Genomic DNA, 24,835 nt, shown 5'->3' on the forward strand with positions numbered 1-24,835 from the left:
CGCTTTTTTCCAGGAAACACTCATGGACACCAAACTGCTCGATATCCTCGCTTGCCCGATCTGCAAAGGCCCGCTCAAGCTCAGCGCCGACAAGACCGAGCTGATCAGCAAAGGCGCAGGCCTGGCCTACCCGATCCGTGATGGCATCCCGGTGATGCTCGAAAGCGAAGCCCGCACCCTGACCACTGATGAGCGCCTGGATAAATGACCACAGCCTTTACCGTAGTCATCCCCTCCCGCTATGCATCGACCCGCCTGCCGGGCAAGCCGCTGCAGCTGATCGGCGACAAGCCAATGATCCAGCGGGTGTGGGAACAGGCCTGCAAAAGCAGCGCCGAGCGCGTGGTGGTGGCCACCGATGACCCGCGCATCATCGAAGCCTGCAAAGGCTTCGGCGCTGAGGCCGTGCTGACGCGCGAAGACCACAATTCCGGTACCGACCGATTGGCCGAAGTCGCCACCCAGCTGGGCTTGGCGCCCGACGCCATCGTGGTCAACGTGCAAGGTGACGAGCCGCTGATCCCGCCGAGCGTGATCGACCAAGTCGCCGCCAACCTGGCCGCCCATGGCGAAGCGCGCATGGCCACCCTGGCCGAGCCGATCGAAGACATCGAGGCCCTGTTCAACCCGAACGTGGTGAAGGTGGTCAGTGACATCAACGGCCTGGCACTGACATTTAGCCGCTCGACCTTGCCATGGGCCCGCGACGCCTTTGCCAAGCAACCTGACGTGTTGCCAGAAGGCGTGCCTTACCGTCGCCATATCGGCATCTACGCCTACCGCGCAGGCTTCCTGCACGACTTCGTCAGCTGGGGCCCGTGCTGGCTGGAAAATACCGAATCATTGGAGCAACTGCGGGCGCTGTGGCATGGCGTGCGCATCCACGTGGGCGATGCGCTGGAAGCGCCGCCGGCGGGTGTCGATACCCTGGAAGACCTTGAGCGCGTCCGTCGCCTGCTGGGGGCCTGATGGAGGTCCTGTTTGTCTGCCTGGGCAATATCTGCCGCTCGCCTACCGCCGAAGGCGTACTGCGCAATAAGTTGCGCGAAGCCGGGCTGGCGGGGCAGGTCGACGTAGCGTCCGCCGGTACAGGTGAATGGCATATCGGCAACCCGCCAGACCAACGCAGCCAGCGCGCGGCGCTGGTGCGCGGTTACGATCTGTCGGCCCAGCGTGCCCAGCAGGTGTCCCGTGCTGATTTTGCCCGCTATGACTTGATCCTGGCCATGGACCACAGCAACCTGCGCAACCTCAAGGCTATGCAGCCAAGCCAGGGCAAGGCGGAGCTGGACCTGTTCCTGCGCCGTTACGACGCTGAAGTGGACGAAGTGCCAGACCCGTATTACGAAGGTGAACAAGGCTTCGAACGGGTCCTGGACCTGATCGAGCGTGCCTGTGATTTATTGGTGATCGAATTGAAGGGGCGGTTATGACCTTGCAAGTGCTTGCGCAGGTATCGCTCAAGCCATTCAACAGCTTTGGCATTGATGTACGTGCCCAGCTGTTCGCCGAGGCCCATAGCGACGACGACGTCCGTGAGGCCTTGGCCTATTCGGCCGCCCACGCGGTGCCGTTGTTGGTGATTGGCGGTGGCAGCAACTTGCTACTGACCCAGGACATCCCGGCGCTGGTGCTGCGCATGGCTACCCGAGGTATCCGCGTGCTGCACGATGACGGCACGCAGGTGGTGGTCGAAGCTGAGGCGGGCGAAGCCTGGCACCCCTTCGTGCTGTGGACACTGGAGCAGGGCTTCTGCGGCCTGGAAAACCTCAGCCTCATCCCCGGCACCGTTGGCGCAGCCCCCATGCAGAACATCGGCGCCTACGGGGTGGAGATCAAGGACGTATTTGCCGGCCTCACTGCGCTGGACCGCCACACTGGCAAACTGCGTGACTTCACTCTGGAAGAATGCAACTTCGCCTACCGCGACAGCCTGTTCAAGCACGAGACCGGACGCTGGCTGATTTTGCGGGTGCGTTTTGCCCTGAGCCGCGCCAGCCACCTCAAGCTCGACTACGGTCCGGTGCAACAGCGCTTGGCGGGGCAGGGGATCACCGACGCGACGCCAAGCGACGTCAGCCGTGCCATCTGCAGCATACGCCGGGAAAAACTGCCTGACCCGGCAGAACTGGGCAATGCTGGGAGCTTCTTCAAGAACCCACTGGTGTCCCAAGTACTGGCGGCTGAATTGCAAGCGCTGTACCCAGACCTGGTGGCCTACCCGCAAGCCGATGGGCAGATGAAGCTTGCGGCCGGCTGGCTGATCGACAAGGCCGGCTGGAAGGGCTTCCGTGACGGGGATGCCGGCGTGCACAAGCTGCAGGCGCTGGTGTTGGTCAACTATGGCGGTGCCACGGGGCACGACATTGCCAATCTGGCCCGGCGTATCCAGCAAGACATTGCACAGCGCTTCAAGGTTGATCTGGAAATGGAACCCAACCAGTACTGACCGGTTGCTCTCGGAGCGTTAGAAACAAAAATGCCCCGTATCTTTCGATACGGGGCATTTTTTATTGCACCAGCGATCAGTCGTCGCGGCTCATGATGCCGAAGATCTGCAGCAGGCTGACGAACAAGTTGTAGATCGACACATACAGGCTGACGGTCGCCATGATGTAGTTACGCTCACCACCGTGGATGATCGCGCTGGTCTGGAACAGGATGCACACCGAGGAGAACAGCACAAAACCTGCGCTGATCGCCAGTTGCAGCCCGCTGATCTGGAAGAACATGCCTGCAACCACGGCTGCCAGCAGCACGAAGAAGCCGGCGGTGATGAAGCCACCCAGGAAGCTCATGTCCTTGCGGGTGATCAGCACGTAGGCCGACAGACCACCAAACACCAGGGCCGTCATGGCAAACGCCGAGCTGACCACTTCCGCACCACCGGCCATGCCGAGGTAACGGTTGAGGATCGGGCCGAGGATAAAGCCCATGAAACCGGTCAAGGCAAACGCCGACACCAGACCCCAGGCCGAGTCACGCAGCTTGTTGGTCAGGAAGAACAGGCCATAGAAGCCAATCAGCACGACAAAGATATTCGGGTAGCCGACGCGCATCTGTTGGGCCACGAACGCCATCACGCCGCTGAATGCGAGGGTAAGGGCGAGCAAGCCATAGGTATTGCGCAACACGCGGCTGACTTCAAGCTGCTCAGCCTGCGCGTTACCATTCACTGCGTAATTCTGTTCGCGCATGGCGACACTCCTTCGGTTTTGAAACGTTCAGTCGCAAAGATCATAACAGACGCTCTGTAACAAGCGATGCCGAGTGTTTGACAGTGTGTTTCATTCGGGTATTATGGCGCCCGCTGAGACGGGATAGGCTACTATAATCCTGTGACGCACAAGGGAAATTGGCAGAGTGGTTGAATGCACCGGTCTTGAAAACCGGCGGACGTTAAGAGCGTCTCCAGGGTTCGAATCCCTGGTTTCCCGCCAAGATTCAAACGAAAGCCCCGCGAATGCGGGGCTTTTGTGTTTCTGGGGTTTGGGTGGGGTTCGACGGCTTTCCATTGGGCGTCCATAACGCTTGAGGTGTTCCAGAACTTTCCTATCTTGATGCCTTGTCCCGGCGCAAGCGCAACACAATCAGGGCGCATGCGCAGCGCGATCCCACGGTCATTACCCCATCAATTTTGTGACTTTTCTGACGAGCTTTTTCTCGTCATCTCATTGTTTTTTTACTATTATCGTCCATCTGCGAACTCAAGGAAGAGAGGCTGAGCGCCTTGAGACTGGTAGAAAATTCACACTTGATCATTGACGGTGTCATGACTTTTACCCAGAACCTAACGACTCAGCCAACCATAAAGACCTCTTGGTGAAACCGATGGATAAAATGTGTGGCGTCGTTGTAGTGGTAGGCCTTGCTCTCTCGGGATGCGTTACTAAAACTCCAGAAAAACCTAAAGTGGCTCCCCCTCCTGCCGTCGTCCAGCAAGCACCCTCTGAAGTCGCACCTTCGACACCCGCAAAATCGCCTGAGGGCTATGAGGCCGTCCCTGCTAACGCCAGTGCTGACGTCCCAATCGCTACCTATCCCAAAGCCGCTCCGGCGGAATCAGAGACAGGCCTGAACCAGAATCGCGCTGAGCAATGCCGTAAAGAGCTGGATGTCTTGAGGCTCTACAACAAAGCGTCTTATGCCAAATACGAAGCGGAATACCAGACCATTGCTGTCAAGACTGCCAAATACATGGAAGTCAAAGACTCGTTGGGTCCCGATCTGAACTACATGGTAATGCCCGCCTATCAATTCCAAATTCGTGAGTTCTGCTTCCGCGTCAAGACTCGTCTGTCGGAGCTGGTGCTTCGCCAAGCCAAGTAAGTATTCCGCGTCAGGGTGCGTCTTTACGCGTCAACGAAGCTCTGAATATGGCATCTATGTCTGGTGAAATGCTCGTTTCATGCGGCATTCAGCAAATAGTTTTCACTCGTTCGGCGGGAAAGCGCGCTTTATTTATACAAGACCGCGAAAGTAAAGGCCCCGACTAGTCGGGGCCTTTACTTTGAGCCGGCGCGGACTGCGTTTTCACACAGCCAGAATTGCGCAGCTTTGGTGTTTCTGGGGTTGAGTCGAAGCGTGGCGAAAACTGCAGGCTTATGTACATTTATGCCTAAGGTTTGCGAAACATCCGGCCAACCGACGTATGTGCGACGCGACGTCTCGACGTACACCCAATAACCATGTCAACGCTGGTTGGACCTTCGGTGTTGAAACGCGAGGCAGTGCCTTGCGTAGGTTGAGACCCGCAGTGACGCGCTGCCTCCTCCGACAAAAATGAGCAATTTAGTGTATTAAGTTTATTGGAGTGCTAAAGAGAAACCATCCTGATCTTGTGGTTTTTGACCCTGAACCTTGCTTCTGCCCAAGCGGAAAATGCTCGCTATTTAAAGATAGAAAGTTACTGCTAAATGATTTTGACCATCTTTCAAAACATGGCAGTAAGCTTTACATCGATAGCCTTCTCATCAGAGATGAGCAACCTTAGGTAGCAATCAGTGCGTTGATAGGGGGGCACGTACGGTTGTAGGTGCTCAGCGCGATCAATCCTTGGTGCACAATCGATGCCGGTAGCCAAGGAGTGAATACCTTGCCAGCCAGTCAGGGTTACGCGAAAGAAGTTTTCGCACTTAAGTCAAGGCGCCCACTCATTGAATCACGCATCATACCGTCAGAGACCACTTCTCACGAATAATCCTGCAAGGGGCATGCTGTGCTCCATGCAAAAAAGTGAGCGGCGTAGCCCCCAAGGAAGAAGCACCTGAATCCATAAGTGGAATAGCCGATGCCCAAAAAATGGGTTGACAGCGTCGTGGTTTCCAAAAAAAGCAAGGGTCGAGAAAGACTGTGCAGTGTCTGTACTAAAAATACGGTAAATCACGCAATTCTTCTGGTATCAAATTGACAGGCGTACAGGTGGTAGTTCATTCTTCGCAGCTTTTCGATAGCCATGTAATTGCATTTTCTATTTTGGTCGCGGCAAGGGCGAGTTATTGAGGTGACGGGCAGGCAGTTAAAGTCATTTTTAGGCGCTGCTATAGGTGAAAATTGTTTGATCGGGTGCACATCGTGTCTCGGTTACCAGTGCTTTAAGTCATCGTTGCTCTGTATTGTTGATCTTTCTTAAGTGTGAAAGAAGTATTGAGTCGATATTAAATCGTGAGCCTTGGAATGTTACCAAAAAAGCAGCAAGCGTTTAGAAAGGATATCAATGGGCTTCGCGCTTGGGCTGTCCTTACCGTTGTACTCTACCATTTTTCCGTTTTCGGTTTTAGAGGTGGATTCATCGGCGTTGATGTGTTCTTTGTCATTTCCGGATTTTTGATGACGGGGATTATATACAGAGCATTGAGCGCTCCGGGAGGCTCTCAGTTTTCCTTTATCAACTTTTATTTGGCCCGGGCTCGCAGAATAATTCCTGCCTTGTTAGCGGTGTGTATAGCACTTCTGATTGCAGGATGGTTTTATTTGCCCGCTGTTGATTATGGTGTGTTAGGCAAGCATGTCGCGAGTGCGTTGGGGTTTTATTCTAATTTTCAGTTTTTGAGTGAGGCCCGGTATTTTGATGCTGAGTCTTACGACAAATGGTTGCTTCATACCTGGTCTCTTTCGGTAGAGTGGCAATTTTATATTTTACTTCCATTATTCATGGCTGTGCTCTGGAAGCTCAGGCCCAGTAAAGCAGTGATGACGTTCGGTCTGGCTACATTGTTTGTTATGTCACTCTGTATTTCAGTGATTTTTTCCATCTCTTACCCGTCAGCCGCGTTTTATCTATTGCCCACGAGAGGGTGGGAGATGGCAGCAGGCGGCTTGGTTTATCTAACGGCGGAAAAATGCGACCTCCCTCAGAGGATGCGTCAATGTATTGAGCTAATTGGGTTTAGCCTGATAGTTGTTTCGGTGGCGATGCTGGATGTCACTGATGTATGGCCCGGTTCGCTCGCATTGATTCCTGTGCTTGGAACAATGATGGTTTTGATTGCTTCCAGGGAACGTTCGATATTGACATCGACTGCAATCGCTCAATGGTTGGGGAGTCGTTCTTATTCTATCTATTTGTGGCACTGGCCCATCGTAGTAGCGCTGGTCTATACCGAATATCAGAGTTCCGCAGTCGCTATCGGTTTAGGATTGTTAGGCACATTCGTTTTGGGCAGCCTGTCCTATTCAATGATTGAGAAAAGCAAGCTGTTCCTGTTCAGCCGTTTTTCGTCCCTGGTGACGTTGATCGTCTTTGTGATTCTTTCTGCCGTTTTCGCGGGTGTAGGTCTTTTTGTTAGCTTTGTCGGTGCGAATGTTGAAGGCAGGATTCCGCCTCGAGCGAATGCCGCGTTCGAGCAAGCGAATAATGTGGATGCCCGACATGAGCTGTGTAAGCATTTCGATCATTCTAAAATATACGACGCGGCCTCCATCACGGGTTGCACTTTTGGAGGCGAACACTTGGCAGCGATCACAATAGGTGATAGCCATGCTGGGGCGCTGGTAAAAGCCGTGGAGTTTGCGCTGCCGAGTAAAAACGATCATGTCTTGCAATGGACGCTGGATGCGTGCCCTACGGTACTGTCGAGTAAAACGACGGATGGGCTTGACGAGTGTGGTAAGTTTGTCGCCTGGGCGTTAGAGCAACAGAAAGTATTACCGAAAAACGTACCCCTGATCATTGTGAATAGGACTTCACTGTATGCGTTTGGACCCAACGAGTCCGATGATATCCTTAAGCGACTGCTAGCACCCATGTATTTTGAATCGCCCGATTCCCATGGGCTGCCAGAGCATCTGGAAAAAATGCGTGCTGGAATTATAGACACGGCGTGTGCATTCAAAGCAGACCGGGAAGTGTATTTAGTCAGGCCCATACCAGAGCAACGTATCAATGTGCCGAAATTCACCGGCCGAGCGTTACTATTCGGGGTAGAGCGAGATATTTCCGTTTCCATGGAGGAATACAAAAAGCGTAATGCGTTTGTTTGGGAGGCGCAGGATGCAGCGGTGGCCGCATGTGGCGTTAAGGTTCTCGACCCTCTGCCATTTCTGTGCGAAGAGCGTGCATGTCATGGTTCAAATGGGGGATTGCCCATCTATTACGATGATGATCATTTGAATCTGCGAGGTGCTGCATTGTTGGCGCCAATGTTTTCAACGGTATTTAAAAATAAAGAGTGATACTGCTTTTTTGTATGAAGTGGCCGCTTGGATAAAGTGGCCGTTTTATGCGCGTCTCATCGCTCGCTTGCAACCCGCAAGCGTTTCACCCGATACATCTCGCCATCCGCATGACTCAACAGCGTATCCGCATCCTCCCCATCCCCCGGGTAAAACGCCACACCAACACTGCAGGACGGCATCTTCACCCCGCCAAATTCAGCGCCCAGCGGCTCGGCCATGGCCGCGAGTATCTGCGCCACCTTGCCGGCAACCGCGTCCGGCGACTGGATATCGGTGATCAGCACCGTGAATTCGTCACCGCCCATCCGGGCCACCAGGTCGGTGTCGCGCACGCAGCGCTCCAGTCGTCGTGCAATCACACACAGCACGCGATCACCCATGGCATGGCCGTGCACGTCGTTGATGCCCTTGAAGTCATTGATGTCCAGAAACAGTAACGCGAGGGTGTGGTTGTGACTGCGTGCGGCTTGCAGGGCCTGGTCCAACCGATCGTTGAACAGTGATCGGTTGGTGAGGGCGGTCAGCGGGTCATGATGGGCGAGGAAGCGCAGCTCCTCCTCGGCCTGGGTGAGCGCAGTGACGTCCCGCGCGACGCCGATTCGTGCCCCCACCTCTTCGGACCAGAAGGCCGCCCATAGGATGTGCACGACGCTGCCATCCTTGCGGATGTAGCGATTGCGAAAGTCGACGTGGGGTTGGCCATTCATGACCCGGACAATGGAGGCTCGGGTGCGCGCCAGGTCTTGCGGGTGCATGTAGTGGGTGATCTGCGTGCCCGTCAGCTCTTCGGCACGGTAGCCGAGCAGTGCCTCACAGGCATCGCTGACGAAGACAATCACGTTATCGCTGTCGACGACGAAGACTGTATCCAGCATCAGGTGGATCAGTTTGGGATAAAGGGCTTGCAAGTCGACGGGCATGGGGCATCAGGCGTCCGGTTCGTATGGGTCGATCATAGCCCGATCATGCGGAGCGGCGGCGACGGCGCGGCCTATTTTTTATGGCGTGTTCGCCAGCCGGGCCTTGGTTGTGCAAGGCCGCTGACGAAACGTATGATCGCAACGAGCGACCTGCCTGGTCGCCAAGCCTCACCCCCAAAAAGGACATGAGCATGCAAAAGCACTTCGGTAATTCAGGCCTGTTCAAGGCTGCTTCGTATCTCTGCAACGAAACCCTCGGCAGCAGCATTGCCCGCTGGGAGTTGAAAAACAGTGCGTTGAATACGAAGGAGTTTTTGATATGTCCAAAGAATTACTCGGAGTTTCTGCTCTAGGGTTGATGGTAATCGGTGAGTTTTGTGCGATCTACAGTGAGGTAGTTACCGCCAGGCTGGCTCAGGCAGGCGATGGTTCGTGGCAAGGGTTCATCATGCCGGTGGTGGTGATGTGCTTTGCCGGCCTTTGTCTGTTGGGGGCTTACTGGCTGGGGTATCTGGCGGTCGGTGACATTTGGGTGGTCACGGTGGTGTCCATCACATCGTTATTGCTGCTGGAGCCTGTGGTGATTTGGGCATTGTTCCATGAAGTCCCCGGGCGGGGCGCGTTGATCGGCTTTTGCCTGGGCGCCTTGGGCATGCTCGCCACGGTCTTGCTGTAGCTGCACGTTCTGGCCCGGCATTGGGATGTCGGGCCAGTTTGCCGGTTTATCACGGGCAATACCTTCCACTACCGCGCCTGCGGTTGGGTGTTAAGGCAGTGATACTCAGCTCAGCAAAACAGCTGCGCCACCGAAAGCAGGCAAATCACCTGAACAACCATTTGTGCTCGAATTGGATGTTTCATTGCCGTCTCCCTCAATTACAGCTGCTGATGGGTATGCCGTCGGTGATGGAGACAACCGCGTCAGCCCCTCAAAGGTTGAACTGCCACCCTGGATCGCCGACAACACACGCAACTGTTACAAACAGTATAGACCCTGGAAAATATTCGTGGCGGCTGCGCCTTTTCACCGCCCCGGCGGCTTCTGCTTACAACTATCTCCCCACCGCCATTGCACTTTTCTGGATTTCTCCGCTCTATCCTTGTCCCAGCCCCGCCGATCCCCGCGTGGGCAGATGAGCCAGATCGGGTGCCGATGGATCGCACGTTTCCTTGTTTCAACCTTCGACGGATGCGCCAGCCCTTGTTGCTGGCGGCCGTGTTAATGCTCTGTGCCAGCGGTTGCAGCCAGCAGCAGGGGCGCGATATCGCCAAGCAGTTCAGCAATGGCAAGCCCGATGAGTTCTTCCAGACCAGTGTGGATCGCATGGCGACGCTGGGCATGCGTGACAACCTGCAAAGCCTGTATTTGCTGATGAATAAACTCTACCTGCGCAATCCCAGCCAATGGCGCCAGTCGGGTTATCCGGATGCGGTTACGGCGGCGCGGGAGATTCGCCAGGCCATCGAGCAACGGCGCGCGCTACCCGCCCTTGGGGAGCGTCGTGATTTGGTGGCGCTGAGCTATTCCTTGAGCCCGGAATTCAAGGGCGATCGGGTTGGCGCGTTTATCTATGCGATCGGCAGCATGATCGTCACCGCCCACGGCGGGCGCACCGAGTTCTACATCACCGACTCGATCAACCCGCAGTTCGTCAGCAATGCCGCGCGCAATATCGAGAAGGCCACCTGGCTGTTAAGCAAACGCCAGGATGCGAATGGCGTGCTGCTGCTGTTTTCCAATGAGATATCGGAGGAGGGCAGCAACCTGAGTTTTGCGGTGGAGTTCGGCAAGATTGTCGCGCGCCTCGACCTGCTGACCCAGATGCTCGACGAGCGCTACCGCCGCATTGGCCTGAACTATGCGCAGAGCTTGTTGCTGATGAATTTCCTGCCAGTGCAGTGACCCGTGTACGGGCACGCAACACCGTCATTCATTCCCCTGAACGCTTGTTTATCCCTGATGATGGGTGCGGTGTTTCCCTTTCCTCTGTAGGAAGTGGCCTATCTTGCCTCCCCGTGCTTGAAACACCCTGCGGTCATCAATAGCCTCGGATTTTTCCGAAAGAGAGAGGCCTCCAGCATGGGTAAGCAAAAAACGGTTTGGCCTACTGATCGCGAAATACGTTTGCGCTTTATCCTCTTCGCCGTGATCGATGCAGCGAGTGTCCAGGGCGTTTCCGCCGACGTGTTGCTGCCGGCACACAAGCTGCTGCGCGAATCACCGACCGAGGCGCAGTTGCTCGAGGTGCTGGGTGAGATACTGGACACTGATGAAATGTATGGTTTTCGGCTCCCGCCTGGGTCGGAAGCGGAAGAGTTGATGCACACGTTAAGGAAAACTGAGCACTAGTTGCGCCCTGTTAGATCGTTTATTTCCATAAGGTTGGTCGAGAATCCAGGATCGAATATCCATAGAGTCGTTTTGCATCGTTCAACAATCAGGATGAATGCCATAACGACGAAATCCTCATCATCACATCCAGCGCAGCTGTTTTCTTCCGCTAAGCTTCCCCCCGAACATCCATTCCTGCTGCTCTGCTGCCGTCTTGCGCCGCCCTCCGGCGTCTCTAGAATCGGCCCCAGAACTTACTCATTTCCTGTCGATTACGGAGTTTCGAAGATGATGAATGCCATGCAGATGCCGATGAACACCTCCATGCCCATGATGCCGATGATGGGCATGCCGATGATGATGGCCACCATGAAGTGCGAAATGGCTGCGGACGCCATGATGTGCACCATGAAGCCGGCTGCCGGTATGGACATGGCTCAGTTCAAGACCAACGCTGAAATGATGGCGATGATGATGAACTGCGGCATGCCGATGATGATGCAGTGCGCCAACATGTCGATGATGTGCATGTCGGCCGACGCCATGGCCATGATGACCGGCATGAACATGATGCCGATGATGGGCATGCCAATGCCGATGATGAAGTGCGTGATGGAATGCACCCTGATGGGCGACAGCATGATGTGCAAAATGATGCCGATGCCAGGCATGAGCATGGCCATGATGGAAAACTGCTGCATGCTCATGAACAAAATGATGAACGACTGCGCCATGCCGATGATGATGAGCTGCAACGGCATGCCGATGATGTGCTGCACCTGCTGATAGGTCCCGCACTCAAAAAAAACGCCCCGATTATTCGGGGCGTTTTGCGTTTCAATCCAGGCGTTCGGGGTAGGTAATCACCAGGAACGCCACGGCCTCGCTGTCTGCCGGGTTGCGGTAGCGGTGGGGCTGGTCGGCATAGAACAGGATCGAGTCGCCGGTTGAAAGCAAATAGCGCGCGTCGTTGACGCTGACTTCCAGCACGCCTTGGGCCACCACCAGGTTTTCCTGGATGCCGGGACCATGGCCTTCGGAAACTTCCTCGCCCAATGCGCGCAGGCGGATCTCGTAAAACTCGGACTGGCGCGCGGTATCGTAGGGAAACAATGCCCGGCTGATAAACGCGCCATCGGCACTCACCAGGCGCTTGCTCTGTTGCGCCGGCAGCACTTCCACCCCCTCGAAGGCTCGGTCCTCCAGGAACGCCGCTACGGACACCTTCAAGCCCTTGGCAATCTTGCACAGCACCTTGATTGACGGCACGCTGCGCCCGGATTCGATCTGCGCCAGCATTGCCCGGCTCACGCCACAGGCACGCGCCAACCCATCCAGGGACAAGTGGCGTTTGCTGCGCAGGCGTTGCAGGTTGTGGGCGACGCACAGGCTGATCACGTCGTCGTCAGTGCTGGGTTTGGGCAGGGGGGCAGGCGGTTCGGGAAGCACGTGCAGGAAATTCATCGGCCTTACGCCCGGCGAGTATCGCTGGACGCAGCAGCCTGGGCAGTAAACACCGCCAGCCCGGCACGCGCTGCGTACATCGCCCACATCAACTCGGCCGCTGCACGCGCCTGGCGGCGTTTACGGTGGAGCGTGAAGTCGATGATCGTGGCGGATGTCTGCATGGGGGCGGTCTCATGGTACGTGGTTGACTCAGTGGCTCCACAGTAATGCTTGGGGGTTATTTCTTTAAATACTGAGTTTGCATGTGTTAATTCGATTTCGGACTTAGAAAAGAATCCACGTCCGACGCTGTTGTGGGAAAGGTCTGGTCCGTTAATAAGGAGTGACTTGGCGGGCGTGCCTGTCTTCCCACCACGTGCCCCCCGAATTCCAAGGACCCGCCCCATGCTGCTGCGCCAACCTCCGTTCCTTCTTGCCGCCCTGACGTTAAGCTCGCTGGTGCACGCCGAAGACCTGCAATTGGCCCCGGTCGAAGTCACCAGCAGCGAAGCCAGCGCCGGTGAAGTGGCCCAGGCGCAGCTCAAGAGCGTGCCCGGCGGCACCCATTACATCGACATGGACAACGTGCAGCAGGGCAGGGTGAGCACCAACGAAGACGTGTTCAAGTACCAGGCCGGGGTGTATGCCAAGGCGGCGAATAATGAAGGGGTAAAACTCTCGATTCGCGGCTCGGGCCTGAACCGCAGCCCCGGTGCCCATGCCTCCGGCCTGTACGAAATGTTCGACGGCCTGCCACTCACCGGCCCCGGCGGTACGCCCTATGAACTCAAAGACCCGTTGTGGCAAAGCCGGGTGGAAGTACTGCGCGGCGCCAATGGTTTCGATCAGGGCGCGTTGGCCCTGGGTGGCGCAGTCAACTACGTGACACGCACCGGTTACGACGCTCCCAAGCTGCAATTGCGTTACGAAGCGGGCAGCAAAGGCTATGCCCAGCGCGAGATCAGTTCGGGCCAGGTGCTGGGGGATGCCGACTACTACATCAGCCTTACCGACTCCGAGTCCGACGGTTACCAGCGCCAGAGCGCCGGCACTGGCAAGGGCGTGGCGGCCAACTTCGGCTACCGCTTCAACCCGGACCTGGAAACCCGTTTCTATTTCCGCTACCGCGAAACCACCAACGACACCCCCGGCAAGCTCACCCGTGCCCAGATCAGCCATGACCCACGCGCGGCCAACAGCCTCAACGCCGCCCGCGACTCCAAGCGCCTGCAGCCGGGTTCCACCTGGATCGCCAACAAGACCACCCTGCAGCTGGATGACAATGCCCGGGTCGAAGTCGGCCTGGCCTACCACGATTACCCGATGGACCTGCGCGAAGGCACCAACCGCCTGAAAGTCGCCTACACCGACATCAGTAGCACCCTCAACTACATCCGCCAGGACACGCTGTTCGGCCACGACAGCAAGACCACGCTCGGCCTGCGCACCACCCAGGCGATGCCCAACAACGGCGCTTCGGAGTATGTACGCACGCCTTCCGGTAACACTGCCGGCTACACGCCTGGCACCAAGACCCGTGACTACAGCTACCTGGGCTCCGACACCGTGCTGCATATCGGCAACGACCTGGAACTGGTGCCTGACCTGTGGCTGACCACCGGCCTGGCGGCGATCTATACCCGTCGCGAAACCCAGGTCACTTATCCCGAAGGCCAGGCACCGCTCAGCCAACACGACTGGGACTACGCGCCGCGCGTCGGCCTGCGTTACGACTTCACCCCGCAATTGCAGGTGTACGGCAACCTGAGCCGCTCGGTGGAGCCGCCGCACGCCTGGTCGATGATCTGGGGCTCCAACAAATATTTCCCCACAGGCAGTGGACCGGCCACCGGTTTGCAGCGCGAAGGCGTGAGCCTGAAAAACCAGACCGCCACCACCCTGGAGATCGGTGGCCGTGGCGAAGCCTGGCTCGGCCAGTGGGACCTGGCGCTGTACCGCTCCGAAGTGCGCCACGAACTGCTCACCGTGGAAACCCAGGCACAGACCTCCACCAGCAATGCCATCGTCGCCGAGTCCAACGCCAGCCCCACCGTGCACCAAGGCGTTGAGCTGAGCCTGCTCAGCCCGTTGTGGGACGGTGGCCGCAACGGCCAGGTCGCCGTGCGCCAGGCCTACACCTTCAGTGACTTCCACTACCGTGACGATGACCGCTTCGGCGACAACACCTTGCCCGGCATTCCCAAGCACTATTACCAGGCCCAAGTGCGCTACAGCCACCCGACAGGCTTCTACACCAGCCTCAACACCGAGCATTCCTCCAGGGTGGCGGTGGACTACGCCAATTCCTACTACGCCGCGTCCTACACCATTCTCGGCGCTACCTTCGGCTACGACGCACCCAAGCAAGACTGGCAAGCCTGGGTCGACCTGCGCAACCTGACCAACCGGCGCTACGCCAATACCGTCACGCCGGGTTACGACGACAAGGGGCTGGACGTCGCGCGCTCCACGCCGGCGGATGGCCGTGGCATCTACACCGGCGTGTCCTGGAGCTGGCGCTAAAGGAACGTAATTTTTAAAACACCTCCGTTCCACTGTAGGAGCCCGGCTTGCCGGCGAAGGCGATCTTAAGGGCGCCATCGCCGGCAAGCCGGGCTCCTACAATGGGCAGCATCCGACATAGGAGTGACACTTGCTCCTACACCGTTTTACTGGCATTGTTTGCGCAATTGGTAACATTTCCCATTTGAGATCTTTTTGCGCATGCATGACATTCCGGCCGCGCTGGGCGACTCCGTCCGGCAGCAGACCCTCACGGCGATGTACAGCGAGCACCACGGCTGGTTGCACGGCTGGCTGCGCAAGAAACTCGGATGCTCCCAGCATGCCGCCGACCTGGCCCATGACGCGTTCATCCGCGTGCTGATGCTGGCCGAGCCGCAGTCGATCAAGGAACCTCGTGCTTTCCTGGCCACCACGGCAGGGCGGCTGTTGATCGACGGCGCCCGTCGTCGCCGTATCGAAAAAGCCTACATGGAAGCCCTGGCGGTCCAGTGCGAAGACGCCGGCATGCCCGACCCCGCCGCGATTCACGTGGCGCTGCAAGCGCTCGAACGCATTGCCGAGATGCTCGCCGGCCTGCCGGCCAAGGCCCGCGAAGCGTTCCTGCTGAGTCGCCTCGATGGCCTGACCTACAGCGAGATCGCCACGCGCCTGGACGTGTCGTCCAGCACCGTCAAAAACTACATCTCCAGCGCCCTGGTGCATTGCTACCACAGCCTGCACCCGGCCGACCCGCTGGCATGAGTTCCGAACAGATCATCCAGCAGGCGGCGCAGTGGCTCACGCGCCTGCACGACGAAGCCGTCACCGACGCCGATCGCCAGGCTTTCAACGCCTGGCGCCAGGCCGACCCGCGCCACGAAGTGGCTATCGAGCGCATGAGTGCGCTGTGGGGTAGCCTCGATGCGTTGCCCGCCAAGCCCGCGCGCATTGCCCTGAACCGTGCCTTCACCCCGCGACGTCCACGTGGCACGCAGGTGGTGGGCTTGCTCGGTGTGGTCCTGTGCGGTTGGCTGGGCCTGCAACACCTGCCCCTCTGGATGGCTGACCAGCGCACCGGCATTGGTGAGCGCCGGCAGATCGCCCTCGAAGACGGCAGCCAGTTGCAGCTCAACAGCAACTCGGCGGTGGACGTGAAGTTCGACGGCCATCAACGGGTGATCGAACTGCTGCAGGGCGAGCTCTGGGTAGACGTGGCCAAGGATACGCAACGGCCTTTCGTGGTGCGTACCGACCAGGGCACCGCCACTGCGCTGGGCACGCGTTACCTGGTCAAGCGCGCGGTAGACGGCACCACGGTGGTGACGGTGATCGAGTCCACGGTAGCGGTCAAAGGCGAGACCCTCGATGGGGTCAAGGTCAAGGCCGGCCAGCGCTCGGTCCTCGACCATGGCCGCGCGCAGCCGCCGCAAGCGGTCAACGATGGCGACCCCGACGCCTGGACCCGTGGCCTGCTCAAGGTCAACGACCAACCCCTGAGCGAGGTCCTGCAAACCCTCTCCAGCTATCGCCACGGCATGCTGCGCTTCGATCCACAGGCCCTGCAGAACCTGCGGGTGTCCGGCGTGTTCAAGCTCGACGACACGGCAGCGGCGCTGTCGTCATTGGCGGATAACCTGCCGATCCAGGTGGAGTACTTCACCGACCTGCTGGTGGTGGTCAAGCCGCGCTAGGGCTGGCGCAGGCGCTTGTACAGGGTATTGCGGCTCACCCCCAGTTCGCGCGCCAGGTGGGAGATATTCCCACCGACGGCCTTCAGGCGCTGGTTGAGGTCGATGCTGTCATCCAGGTACTCACTGATGGGCTGCGGTGGTTCCACTTTCAAGTCGACAAAAAAATCATCCGGCAGGTGCTCCGGGCGGATCGGCTGTTCTTCGGCCATCGCCAGCGCCACCTGCAACACGCTGCTCACCTGGCGCAGGTTCCCCGGCCACGGGTGCTGCTCGAACAGCGCCAGCACGTCAGCGCTCAGGCCTGCCCACTGGGTTGGCTCGCGGTGTTGCTGCCACAGTTGCTGGAACAGCGCCTGCTTGTCGGTGCGCTCGCGTAGGGGCGGCAGTTCCAGGGTCAGGCCGCCGATGCGGTAGTACAAATCTTCACGAAAACGTCCGGCCTGCACCAGTTCGCGCAGTGCGCGGTTGGTGGCCGAGATGATGCGCAAATCCACCGGGAACAACTCGCTGCTGCCCACTGGTTGTACGCAACGTTCCTGCAGCACCCGGAGCAAGCGGGCCTGGGTGGGCAGTGGCATGTCACCGATCTCGTCGAGAAACAGCGTGCCCTTGTCGGCCTTGCGGATCAGGCCAATGCTGCCTTTTTGATTGGCGCCGGTGAAGGCGCCTTTTTCATAGCCGAACAGTTCCGACTCCACCAGCTCGGCCGGAATCGCCGCGCAGTTCACCGCGATAAACGCCTTCTGGCTGCGCGAACTGGCCTGGTGCAAGGCTTTGACGAACACTTCCTTGCCCACGCCGGTTTCGCCGTGGATCAGCAGCGGAATATCTTTTTCCAGCAACCGCTCGGCCTGGCGCACGGCTTTCTCTACGCGCATATCGCCAAAATGCAACGTCTTGAGGCCAATGGAGGCAGGCTTTGGCGGCGTCGGTTCAGTAAACACCCGCGCCTGCACCGGCATTTGCCTGGGCCGCTTCAACAAGCACTGGAAGCGATTACGCCCTGCGGCTTGCAGGGAAAAGGGCAGGCCTTCCGGTTGGTTCAACAGCTCCAGCAGCGACACTTTGAACAGGCTGTCGATCATCACCCGCGACAGGCTGATGCCCAGCAGGTTGTCGGCACGTCGGTTGGCCGACAGCACCTGGCCGCTTTCATCAAAGATCAGCAGGCCGGCCCATTGGCTATCCAGGTTACTGAGACCGGTATTGAAGGTCAGTTGGAAGTGTTCGCCGCGAAACAGGTTGAGGATCAGCCGGTTCTCCACGGTCTGGCTCATCATCTTGACCATGCCCAGGGTGTGGGAGGGCGGCAGGTAGCTGTCGCTGGACACGTCCAGCACCGCGATGATCTCGCGCTGGGCATCGAAGATCGGCGCCGCCGAGCCGGTCATGAAGCGGTTGGCCTTGAGGAAGTGTTCATCGTGTTCGATATGCACCGCCTGGGCGCAGGCCAGCGCGGTGCCGATGGCATTGGTGCCGCTGGAGCGCTCCATCCAGCTGGCGCCGGGGTTGAAGCCCCTGGCCAGCTTGGGTTCGATAAAACGCTGGGTGCCCCAACTGGTCAGCACCTGGCCCTGGTTGTCGGCCAGCATGATCAGGCAGTTGGAATTACTGAGGATGTTTTCGTAGTAGGGCAGCACTTCCTGATGCGTGGTCTGTACCAGCGAGTGCTGGCTCTCCAGCAATTGGCTGATGCCCTCGGCGGGAAGCTGGTCGAAACTGGGCGTGCTCTGGTGGTCCAGGCCGAAGGCGCGGCAACGGCGCCAGGATTCCTGGATAAGGGTGTCGTGAGCCAGTGGTTCGGCCATGGTGCGACCTTCATTTTTATTGTTATTGGGCTTGCACAATCTACCTGACGAAACCGGATCAAAATGTGGGAGCGGGCTTGCTCGCGAATGCGTTGGACCAGTCGACCTATGTATTGACTGACACACTGCTTTCGCGAGCAAGCCCGCTCCCACATTTGCCCTGTTTCGGTCATGAGAGTGTTGTTCAGGACTGTTCATTGTCAAGGGCCTGAGTGTTCAGTTGTTCAGCCTGTGATGTTCATTTCTGTTCACACCTGAACACCCCGTTTAGCCCATTTCCTTGCACATCAAGCACTTGCCGTTTTGGCACGAAACTCGCTCTGACAGCTGGCCAGATTCATTCCAATAATAAAAAGGTCGTGTCATGTCATTGACCCTGGAACATGTCTCCCGCGTTGTCGAAGGCCAGACCTGGATCGACGACGCCAACCTGCGCTTCGAAGCCGGTTCCTTCAACGTCTTGCTCGGCCGTACGCTGTCCGGCAAGACCAGCCTGATGCGCCTGATGGCCGGGCTGGACAAGCCCGACAGCGGTCGCATCCTGATGAACGGCGTGGATGTCACGCAAAAACCGGTGCGCCTGCGCAACGTGTCGATGGTCTATCAGCAGTTCATCAACTACCCGACCATGACCGTGTTCGAGAACATCGCCTCGCCGTTGCGCCAGGCCGGTGTGTCCAACGAGCTGATCCAGAGCAAGGTGCTGGAAACCGCCAGGATGCTGCGCATCGAGAAATTCCTCCAGCGTCACCCGCTGGAACTCTCCGGTGGCCAGCAGCAACGCACGGCGATGGCCCGCGCGCTGGTCAAGGACGCCGAGCTGATCCTGTTCGACGAGCCGCTGGTGAACCTGGACTACAAACTGCGCGAAGAGCTGCGTCAGGAAATGCGCGAGCTTTTTGCCGCGCGCCACACCATCGCCATCTACGCCACCACCGAACCCAACGAAGCCCTGGCCTTGGGCGGCACCACCACCATCCTGCACGAAGGCCGGGTGATCCAGAGCGGCAAGGCCGCCGAGGTCTATCACCAGCCGCAGACCGTGCTGGCCGCCGAGCTGTTTTCCGAGCCGCCGATCAACCTGATGCCGGGGCGTATCAGCGGCAATGAAGTGAGCTTCGCCAATTTCGTGCACTTCCCGCTCAACGTCGACCTGCGCCCCATCGGCGAAGGCGAGTTCCGTTTCGGCGTACGTCCCAGCCATATCAGCCTGGTGCCGAGCAACGACGACGACTTGGAGCTGGCGGTGACCGTGGAGGTCGCCGAGATCAGCGGTTCGGAAACCTTCCTGCACGTGCGCAGTGAACACTTCCTGTTGGTGCTGCACCTGCCGGGGGTGCACGAATACGACGTCGACGCGCCGATCCGCGTGTACATCCCCACCCATAAACTGTTTGTGTTCGATGGCCAGGGCCGTTTGGTCCAGGCCCCCGGGCGCCGTGTCGCGAGGGTTGCCTGATGGCCGAGATCCATTTGCAGAACCTGGCGCATAGCTATAGCCCTACGCCGAGCGGCCCCGAGGACTACGCCATTCGGGAAATGAACCACGTGTGGGAGCAGGGTGGGGCCTACGCCTTGCTCGGGCCGTCGGGCTGCGGCAAGTCGACCTTGCTCAATATCATCTCCGGCCTGCTCAGCCCGTCCGAAGGCCAGGTGCTGTTTGACAGCAAAGTGGTCAACGACCTCACCCCGGAAAAACGCAACATCGCCCAGGTGTTCCAGTTCCCGGTGGTGTACGACACCATGACGGTGTTCGACAACCTGGCGTTCCCGCTGCGCAACCAGGGCATGGCCGAGGCGAAGATCCACAGCAAAGTGCAGGAAATTGCCGAGGTCCTTGACCTGCAAAACCTGCTGACCAAAAAGGCCCGCAACCTTACCGCCGACGAAAAACAGAAAGTCTCCATGGGCCGTGGCCTGGTGCGCGACGACGTGTCGGCGATCCTCTTCGATGAGCCGCTGACGGTGATCGACCCGCACCTCAAGTGGAAGCTGCGGCGCAAGCTCAAGCAGATCCATGAGCAGTTCAACATCACCATGGTCTACGTCACCCACGACCAGCTGGAGGCCTCGACCTTCGCCGACAAGATCGCGGTGATGTACGGCGGGCAAATCGTACAGTTCGGCACGCCGCGCGACCTGTTCGAACGGCCGAGCCACACCTTTGTCGGCTATTTCATCGGCAGCCCTGGGATGAACCTGATCGAGGTGCAGGCCGAGGCGGGCGGGGTGCGGTTTGCCGACACCTACCTGCCCTTGCCAGAGGCCTTGCAGCAACGCATTGCCAACACCGAGTACAAAAAGTTGCAGGTTGGTATCCGTCCGGAATTCATCCACGTGTGGGACGAGCACAATCCCGACGCCCTGCAGGCCGAGGTCACACACCTGGAAGACCTCGGCACCTACAAGATCATTACCCTCAACCTCGACGGCGCGCTGCTCAAGGTGCGCCTGGCCGAAGACAAACCGGTGCCCGAGGGCAAGGCCTCCATCAGCTTTCCCGCGCAATGGCTGATGGTGTATGCCGACGACTACCTGCTGGAGGTGCAGCCATGAACAAGGTGCAGAACAACAAGGCCTGGTGGCTGGTGTTGCCGGTGTTCCTGCTGGTGGCGTTCAGTGCGGTGATCCCGATGATGACCGTGGTCAACTACTCGGTGCAGGACATCTTCGACCAGTCCAGCCGCTACTTCGTCGGCGCCGACTGGTACAAGCAGGTGCTGCTCGACCCGCGCCTGCATGATTCGCTGCTGCGTCAGTTCATCTACTCAGCCTGCGTGTTGCTGATCGAGATCCCGCTGGGCATCGCCATCGCCCTGACCATGCCGACCAAGGGCCGCTGGTCGTCGCTGGTGCTGATCATCCTCGCCATCCCGCTGCTGATCCCGTGGAACGTGGTGGGCACCATCTGGCAGATCTTCGGCCGCGCCGACATCGGCCTGCTGGGCTACAGCCTCAATGCGTTGGGCATCAGCTACAACTACGCGGCCAACACCATGGACGCCTGGGTCACGGTGCTGGTGATGGACGTGTGGCATTGGACGTCGCTGGTGGCGCTGCTGTGCTACTCCGGCCTACGGGCGATTCCGGATGTGTACTACCAGGCCGCGCGGATCGATCGTGCTTCGGCCTGGGCGGTGTTCCGACATATCCAGTTGCCAAAGATGAAGAGCGTGCTGCTGATCGCGGTGATGCTGCGGTTCATGGACAGCTTCATGATCTACACCGAACCTTTCGTCCTGACGGGCGGCGGGCCGGGTAACGCCACCACGTTCTTGAGTCAGACCCTGACCCAGATGGCCGTAGGCCAATTCGACCTGGGCCCGGCGGCGGCGTTTTCGCTGGTGTACTTCCTGATCATCCTGTTGGTGTCCTGGCTGTTCTACACCGCCATGACCCACTCCGACGCCAACCGCTGAGGCCGCCAACATGAACAAGAGAAAGCTGATACCGCTACTGATCTACATCCTGTTCCTGCTGGTGCCGATCTACTGGCTGCTGAATATGTCCTTCAAGAGCAACACCGAAATCCTCGGCGGGCTGACGCTGTTTCCGCAGGACTTCACCCTGGCCAACTATAAGGTGATCTTCACCGACCCGAGCTGGTACACCGGCTACCTCAACTCGCTGTACTACGTGAGCCTGAACACAGTGATCTCCCTGAGCGTGGCGCTGCCAGCGGCCTATGCGTTCTCGCGCTACCGTTTCCTGGGTGACAAGCACCTGTTCTTCTGGCTGCTGACCAACCGCATGGCGCCACCGGCGGTGTTTCTGCTGCCGTTCTTCCAGCTGTATTCGTCCATCGGCCTGTTCGACACGCACATCGCCGTGGCCCTGGCGCACTGCCTGTTCAACGTGCCGTTGGCGGTGTGGATCCTCGAAGGCTTCATGTCCGGGGTGCCCAAGGAAATCGACGAAACCGCCTACATCGACGGCTACTCGTTTCCCAAGTTCTTCGTGAAGATTTTTATCCCGTTGATCGGCTCCGGCATCGGTGTGACGGCGTTTTTCTGCTTCATGTTTTCCTGGGTCGAGTTGTTGCTCGCGCGCACCCTGACCTCGGTCAACGCCAAGCCCATTGCGGCGGTGATGACGCGCACGGTGTCGGCGTCGGGTATCGATTGGGGTGTGCTGGCGGCGGCGGGGGTGTTGACTATCCTTCCCGGCATGCTGGTGATCTGGTTTGTTCGCAACCACGTGGCCAAGGGCTTTGCCCTCGGCCGGGTCTGAGGAGTCGATGATGGAATGGATGGCCTGGACCACCCCCACTGCGCTGTTCTTTGGTGCCATAGCCCTGATCCTCGCGGGCATGACCACCTGGGAACTGCGCTCGCCGAGCATCCCCCGGCGTGGTTTTTTACCGATCAGCACCACCCGTGGTGATCGCTTGTTTATCGGTCTTCTCGGCAGCGCCTACCTGCATTTGCTGGTCATCGGCGTTACCGACTGGAGCATCTGGGTGGCGTCCGCGCTCTCCCTGGTATGGCTGTTGAGTGTGATGCGTTGGGGCTGATGCCCTTGTGAATAAACAACCTGGAGGTCTCTATGTTGAATAAGAACAATAAGCTGCGACATAGCATTTCATTGGCCGCCGTACTGGCCCTGAGCGGTTTGAGCGCCTCGGCCTGGGCCGATGCGTACGAAGATGCCGCGAAAAAATGGATCGGCAGCGAGTTCAAACCGTCCACCCTCACGGCCGAACAGCAGCTTGCCGAACTCAAGTGGTTCATCAAGGCTGCCGAACCCTTTCGTGGGATGAAGATCAACGTGGTGTCGGAAACCCTCACCACCCACGAATACGAGTCCAAGGTGCTGGCCAAGGCGTTCAGTGACATCACCGGGATCAAGCTCACCCATGACTTGCTGCAAGAAGGCGACGTGGTGGAGAAGCTGCAAACCCAGATGCAGTCCGACAAGAATATCTACGATGGCTGGGTCAACGACTCGGACCTGATCGGTACGCACTTTCGCTACGGCAAGACCGAATCCATCACGGACTTGATGGCCAATGAAGGCAAGGATTTCACCTCGCCGACCCTGGATATCAAGGACTTCATCGGCATTTCCTTCACCACCGCGCCTGACGGCAAGATCTACCAACTGCCTGACCAACAGTTCGCCAACCTCTACTGGTTCCGCGCCGACTGGTTCGAGCGCCCAGAGCTGAAAGCCAAGTTCAAGGAAAAATACGGCTACGAACTCGGCGTGCCGGTGAACTGGTCGGCCTATGAAGACATCGCCAAGTTCTTCAGCGAAGACGTCAAGGAAATCGACGGCAAGCGCGTGTACGGGCACATGGACTACGGCAAGAAAGACCCGTCCCTGGGCTGGCGCTTCACCGATGCCTGGTTCTCCATGGCCGGTGGTGGCGACAAGGGCCTGCCGAACGGCTTGCCGGTGGACGAGTGGGGCATTCGCGTCGAGGACTGCCACCCGGTCGGCTCCAGCGTCACCCGCGGCGGTGACACCAACGGCCCAGCCGCCGTGTACGCCACCCAGAAATACGTGGACTGGATGAAAGCCTACGCGCCACCGGAAGCGGCGGGCATGACCTTCTCCGAATCCGGCCCGGTGCCGTCCCAAGGCAACATCGCCCAGCAGATCTTCTGGTACACCGCGTTTACGGCCGACATGGTCAAGCCGGGCCTGCCCGTGGTGAATGCCGACGGCACGCCGAAATGGCGCATGGCGCCTTCGCCTGTCGGACCTTACTGGGAAAAGGGCATGAAGAAGGGCTATCAGGACGTAGGCTCCTGGACCTTCCTCAAGTCCACGCCCGAGAAACAGAAACTCGCGGCCTGGCTCTACGCGCAGTTCGTGACCTCGAAAACCGTGTCGCTGAAGAAAACCATCGTCGGCCTGACGCCGATTCGTGAGTCCGACATCAACTCCCAGGCCATGACCGACATGGCACCGAAGCTGGGTGGCCTGGTGGAGTTCTACCGCAGCCCGGCCCGGACCGAGTGGTCGCCGACCGGCACCAACGTGCCGGACTACCCACGCCTGGCGCAACTGTGGTGGAGCAACATCGCCGCCGCCGCCAGCGGCGAGAAAACCCCGCAACAGGCGCTCGACAACCTGGCCAAGGAACAGGACGCGATCATGACACGCCTGGAGCGCTCCAAAGTGCAACCGGTGTGCGGCCCGAAAATGAACCCCGAGCGTGATGCGCAATACTGGTTCGACCAGCCGGGCGCACCTAAACCGAAACTGGCCAACGAGAAGCCCAAAGGCGAAACCGTTAACTACAACGACCTGCTCAAGCAGTGGGAGGCTGCACGCAAGTAAACACCCCTGTCATTACTGATTGTGGTGAGCGGGCTTGCCCCCTCACCACTTGTGTTCTTTCAGCCAATCCGCACCGGCGAAAAACCAAACACGGCAACCGCCGATCCGCACATTCCCAACCCTGATTGAATTTTCCGCACACCCCGATGCTCTTCACTTTAGAAGCGT

General features: G+C 58.6%; 25 protein-coding genes and 1 tRNA gene. 21 read left to right on the top strand and 5 right to left on the bottom strand.

Annotated features, from left to right (window positions below):
• The first annotated feature begins 22 nt into the window (after nucleotides 1–22).
• Genes KHP07_RS05920 through murB form a run of 4 tightly spaced genes read left to right on the top strand, consistent with a single transcriptional unit; the run spans nucleotide 23 to nucleotide 2,449 of the window.
• Nucleotides 23–208, top strand: coding sequence for a Trm112 family protein (locus KHP07_RS05920; RefSeq protein WP_003174668.1), 186 nt, complete (start codon nucleotides 23–25; stop codon nucleotides 206–208).
• Nucleotides 205–969 carry a 3-deoxy-manno-octulosonate cytidylyltransferase gene (gene kdsB, locus KHP07_RS05925; protein ID WP_214496768.1) on the top strand — a complete coding sequence of 255 codons (765 nt, stop codon included), beginning with the start codon at nucleotides 205–207 and terminating at the stop codon, nucleotides 967–969. Before KHP07_RS05920 ends, kdsB begins: the two co-directional genes overlap by 4 nt.
• Nucleotides 969–1,433: a low molecular weight protein-tyrosine-phosphatase gene (locus KHP07_RS05930; protein WP_214496769.1), complete on the top strand. Its 465-nt coding sequence runs from the start codon at nucleotides 969–971 to the stop codon at nucleotides 1,431–1,433. Before kdsB ends, KHP07_RS05930 begins: the two co-directional genes overlap by 1 nt.
• Nucleotides 1,430–2,449: a UDP-N-acetylmuramate dehydrogenase gene (gene murB, locus KHP07_RS05935; protein WP_214496770.1), complete on the top strand. Its 1,020-nt coding sequence runs from the start codon at nucleotides 1,430–1,432 to the stop codon at nucleotides 2,447–2,449. Before KHP07_RS05930 ends, murB begins: the two co-directional genes overlap by 4 nt.
• 76 nt (nucleotides 2,450–2,525) lie before the next feature.
• On the opposite strand, the gene KHP07_RS05940 is transcribed toward murB, so the two are convergent.
• Nucleotides 2,526–3,197, bottom strand: coding sequence for a Bax inhibitor-1/YccA family protein (locus KHP07_RS05940; protein ID WP_078048997.1), 672 nt, complete (start codon nucleotides 3,195–3,197; stop codon nucleotides 2,526–2,528).
• A gap of 152 nt (nucleotides 3,198–3,349) precedes the next feature.
• Between KHP07_RS05940 and KHP07_RS05945 the strand changes: the two genes are divergently transcribed.
• The 4 genes from KHP07_RS05945 (at nucleotide 3,350) to KHP07_RS05955 (ending at nucleotide 7,674) form a co-directional block, all read left to right on the top strand.
• Nucleotides 3,350–3,440, top strand: a tRNA-Ser gene (locus KHP07_RS05945).
• Nucleotides 3,441–3,831: 391 nt separating this feature from the next.
• Nucleotides 3,832–4,329, top strand: a complete 498-nt coding sequence (locus tag KHP07_RS29445; RefSeq protein ID WP_487250806.1) for a YuaE family lipoprotein — start codon at nucleotides 3,832–3,834, stop codon at nucleotides 4,327–4,329.
• 484 nt (nucleotides 4,330–4,813) lie between these two features.
• Entirely contained in the window at nucleotides 4,814–4,993 is a 180-nt protein-coding gene (locus KHP07_RS29735; RefSeq protein WP_352152393.1) for an SGNH hydrolase domain-containing protein, read from the top strand.
• Between the two features lie 671 nt (nucleotides 4,994–5,664).
• Entirely contained in the window at nucleotides 5,665–7,674 is a 2,010-nt protein-coding gene (locus tag KHP07_RS05955) for an acyltransferase family protein (protein ID WP_214496771.1), read from the top strand.
• A 56-nt stretch (nucleotides 7,675–7,730) separates the two neighbouring features.
• Here KHP07_RS05955 and KHP07_RS05960 read toward each other — a convergent pair whose 3' ends face one another.
• Nucleotides 7,731–8,597 carry a diguanylate cyclase gene (locus KHP07_RS05960; protein ID WP_214496772.1) on the bottom strand — a complete coding sequence of 289 codons (867 nt, stop codon included), beginning with the start codon at nucleotides 8,595–8,597 and terminating at the stop codon, nucleotides 7,731–7,733.
• Between the two features lie 358 nt (nucleotides 8,598–8,955).
• Between KHP07_RS05960 and KHP07_RS05965 the strand changes: the two genes are divergently transcribed.
• From KHP07_RS05965 to KHP07_RS29450, 4 genes are all read left to right on the top strand, one after another.
• Nucleotides 8,956–9,273, top strand: a complete 318-nt coding sequence (locus tag KHP07_RS05965) for a hypothetical protein (RefSeq protein WP_177409503.1) — start codon at nucleotides 8,956–8,958, stop codon at nucleotides 9,271–9,273.
• Between the two features lie 513 nt (nucleotides 9,274–9,786).
• Nucleotides 9,787–10,500, top strand: a complete 714-nt coding sequence (locus KHP07_RS05970; RefSeq protein WP_099491802.1) for a hypothetical protein — start codon at nucleotides 9,787–9,789, stop codon at nucleotides 10,498–10,500.
• A 177-nt stretch (nucleotides 10,501–10,677) separates the two neighbouring features.
• Nucleotides 10,678–10,947, top strand: a complete 270-nt coding sequence (locus KHP07_RS05975; RefSeq protein ID WP_214496773.1) for a hypothetical protein — start codon at nucleotides 10,678–10,680, stop codon at nucleotides 10,945–10,947.
• 270 nt (nucleotides 10,948–11,217) lie between these two features.
• Nucleotides 11,218–11,715: a hypothetical protein gene (locus KHP07_RS29450; RefSeq protein ID WP_078048926.1), complete on the top strand. Its 498-nt coding sequence runs from the start codon at nucleotides 11,218–11,220 to the stop codon at nucleotides 11,713–11,715.
• A gap of 51 nt (nucleotides 11,716–11,766) precedes the next feature.
• Here KHP07_RS29450 and KHP07_RS05985 read toward each other — a convergent pair whose 3' ends face one another.
• Complete coding sequence (locus tag KHP07_RS05985; RefSeq protein WP_214496774.1) at nucleotides 11,767–12,393, bottom strand: helix-turn-helix domain-containing protein; 627 nt, start codon at nucleotides 12,391–12,393, stop codon at nucleotides 11,767–11,769.
• A 5-nt stretch (nucleotides 12,394–12,398) separates the two neighbouring features.
• Nucleotides 12,399–12,557, bottom strand: coding sequence for a hypothetical protein (locus KHP07_RS05990; RefSeq protein WP_177409451.1), 159 nt, complete (start codon nucleotides 12,555–12,557; stop codon nucleotides 12,399–12,401).
• Between the two features lie 223 nt (nucleotides 12,558–12,780).
• Between KHP07_RS05990 and KHP07_RS05995 the strand changes: the two genes are divergently transcribed.
• From KHP07_RS05995 to KHP07_RS06005, 3 genes are all read left to right on the top strand, one after another.
• On the top strand, nucleotides 12,781–14,898 hold the full coding sequence (locus tag KHP07_RS05995; RefSeq protein WP_214496775.1) for a TonB-dependent receptor family protein: 2,118 nt from the start codon (nucleotides 12,781–12,783) through the stop codon (nucleotides 14,896–14,898).
• Between the two features lie 201 nt (nucleotides 14,899–15,099).
• On the top strand, nucleotides 15,100–15,642 hold the full coding sequence (locus KHP07_RS06000) for a sigma-70 family RNA polymerase sigma factor (protein WP_100490423.1): 543 nt from the start codon (nucleotides 15,100–15,102) through the stop codon (nucleotides 15,640–15,642).
• The gene (locus KHP07_RS06005) at nucleotides 15,639–16,571 is read left to right on the top strand and encodes a FecR family protein (RefSeq protein WP_214496776.1); all 933 of its coding nucleotides are present in this window, start codon (nucleotides 15,639–15,641) and stop codon (nucleotides 16,569–16,571) included. Before KHP07_RS06000 ends, KHP07_RS06005 begins: the two co-directional genes overlap by 4 nt.
• Here KHP07_RS06005 and KHP07_RS06010 read toward each other — a convergent pair.
• Nucleotides 16,568–18,379, bottom strand: a complete 1,812-nt coding sequence (locus KHP07_RS06010) for a sigma-54-dependent Fis family transcriptional regulator (RefSeq protein WP_099491798.1) — start codon at nucleotides 18,377–18,379, stop codon at nucleotides 16,568–16,570. The genes KHP07_RS06005 and KHP07_RS06010 overlap by 4 nt on opposite strands.
• 364 nt (nucleotides 18,380–18,743) lie before the next feature.
• On the opposite strand from KHP07_RS06010, the gene KHP07_RS06015 reads away from it, so the two are divergent.
• Genes KHP07_RS06015 through KHP07_RS06040 form a run of 6 tightly spaced genes read left to right on the top strand, consistent with a single transcriptional unit; the run spans nucleotide 18,744 to nucleotide 24,667 of the window.
• Nucleotides 18,744–19,838: an ABC transporter ATP-binding protein gene (locus tag KHP07_RS06015; RefSeq protein WP_071493336.1), complete on the top strand. Its 1,095-nt coding sequence runs from the start codon at nucleotides 18,744–18,746 to the stop codon at nucleotides 19,836–19,838.
• Nucleotides 19,838–20,935, top strand: a complete 1,098-nt coding sequence (locus KHP07_RS06020) for an ABC transporter ATP-binding protein (RefSeq protein ID WP_100490425.1) — start codon at nucleotides 19,838–19,840, stop codon at nucleotides 20,933–20,935. Before KHP07_RS06015 ends, KHP07_RS06020 begins: the two co-directional genes overlap by 1 nt.
• Nucleotides 20,932–21,798: a carbohydrate ABC transporter permease gene (locus KHP07_RS06025; protein WP_025858174.1), complete on the top strand. Its 867-nt coding sequence runs from the start codon at nucleotides 20,932–20,934 to the stop codon at nucleotides 21,796–21,798. The genes KHP07_RS06020 and KHP07_RS06025 overlap by 4 nt, the downstream gene beginning before the upstream one ends.
• Before the next feature lie 10 nt (nucleotides 21,799–21,808).
• Nucleotides 21,809–22,609 (top strand): carbohydrate ABC transporter permease, encoded by an 801-nt coding sequence (locus KHP07_RS06030; protein WP_071491788.1) that lies wholly within the window; start codon nucleotides 21,809–21,811, stop codon nucleotides 22,607–22,609.
• A gap of 10 nt (nucleotides 22,610–22,619) precedes the next feature.
• On the top strand, nucleotides 22,620–22,892 hold the full coding sequence (locus KHP07_RS06035; RefSeq protein ID WP_010209675.1) for a DUF2160 domain-containing protein: 273 nt from the start codon (nucleotides 22,620–22,622) through the stop codon (nucleotides 22,890–22,892).
• Between the two features lie 32 nt (nucleotides 22,893–22,924).
• Nucleotides 22,925–24,667, top strand: coding sequence for an ABC transporter substrate-binding protein (locus tag KHP07_RS06040; protein ID WP_214496777.1), 1,743 nt, complete (start codon nucleotides 22,925–22,927; stop codon nucleotides 24,665–24,667).
• Nucleotides 24,668–24,835: the final 168 nt, after the last annotated feature.

Origin of the sequence: Pseudomonas sp. VS40, assembly GCF_018587885.1 — a bacterium.
Taxonomy (GTDB): Bacteria; Pseudomonadota; Gammaproteobacteria; order Pseudomonadales; family Pseudomonadaceae; genus Aquipseudomonas; species Aquipseudomonas pergaminensis.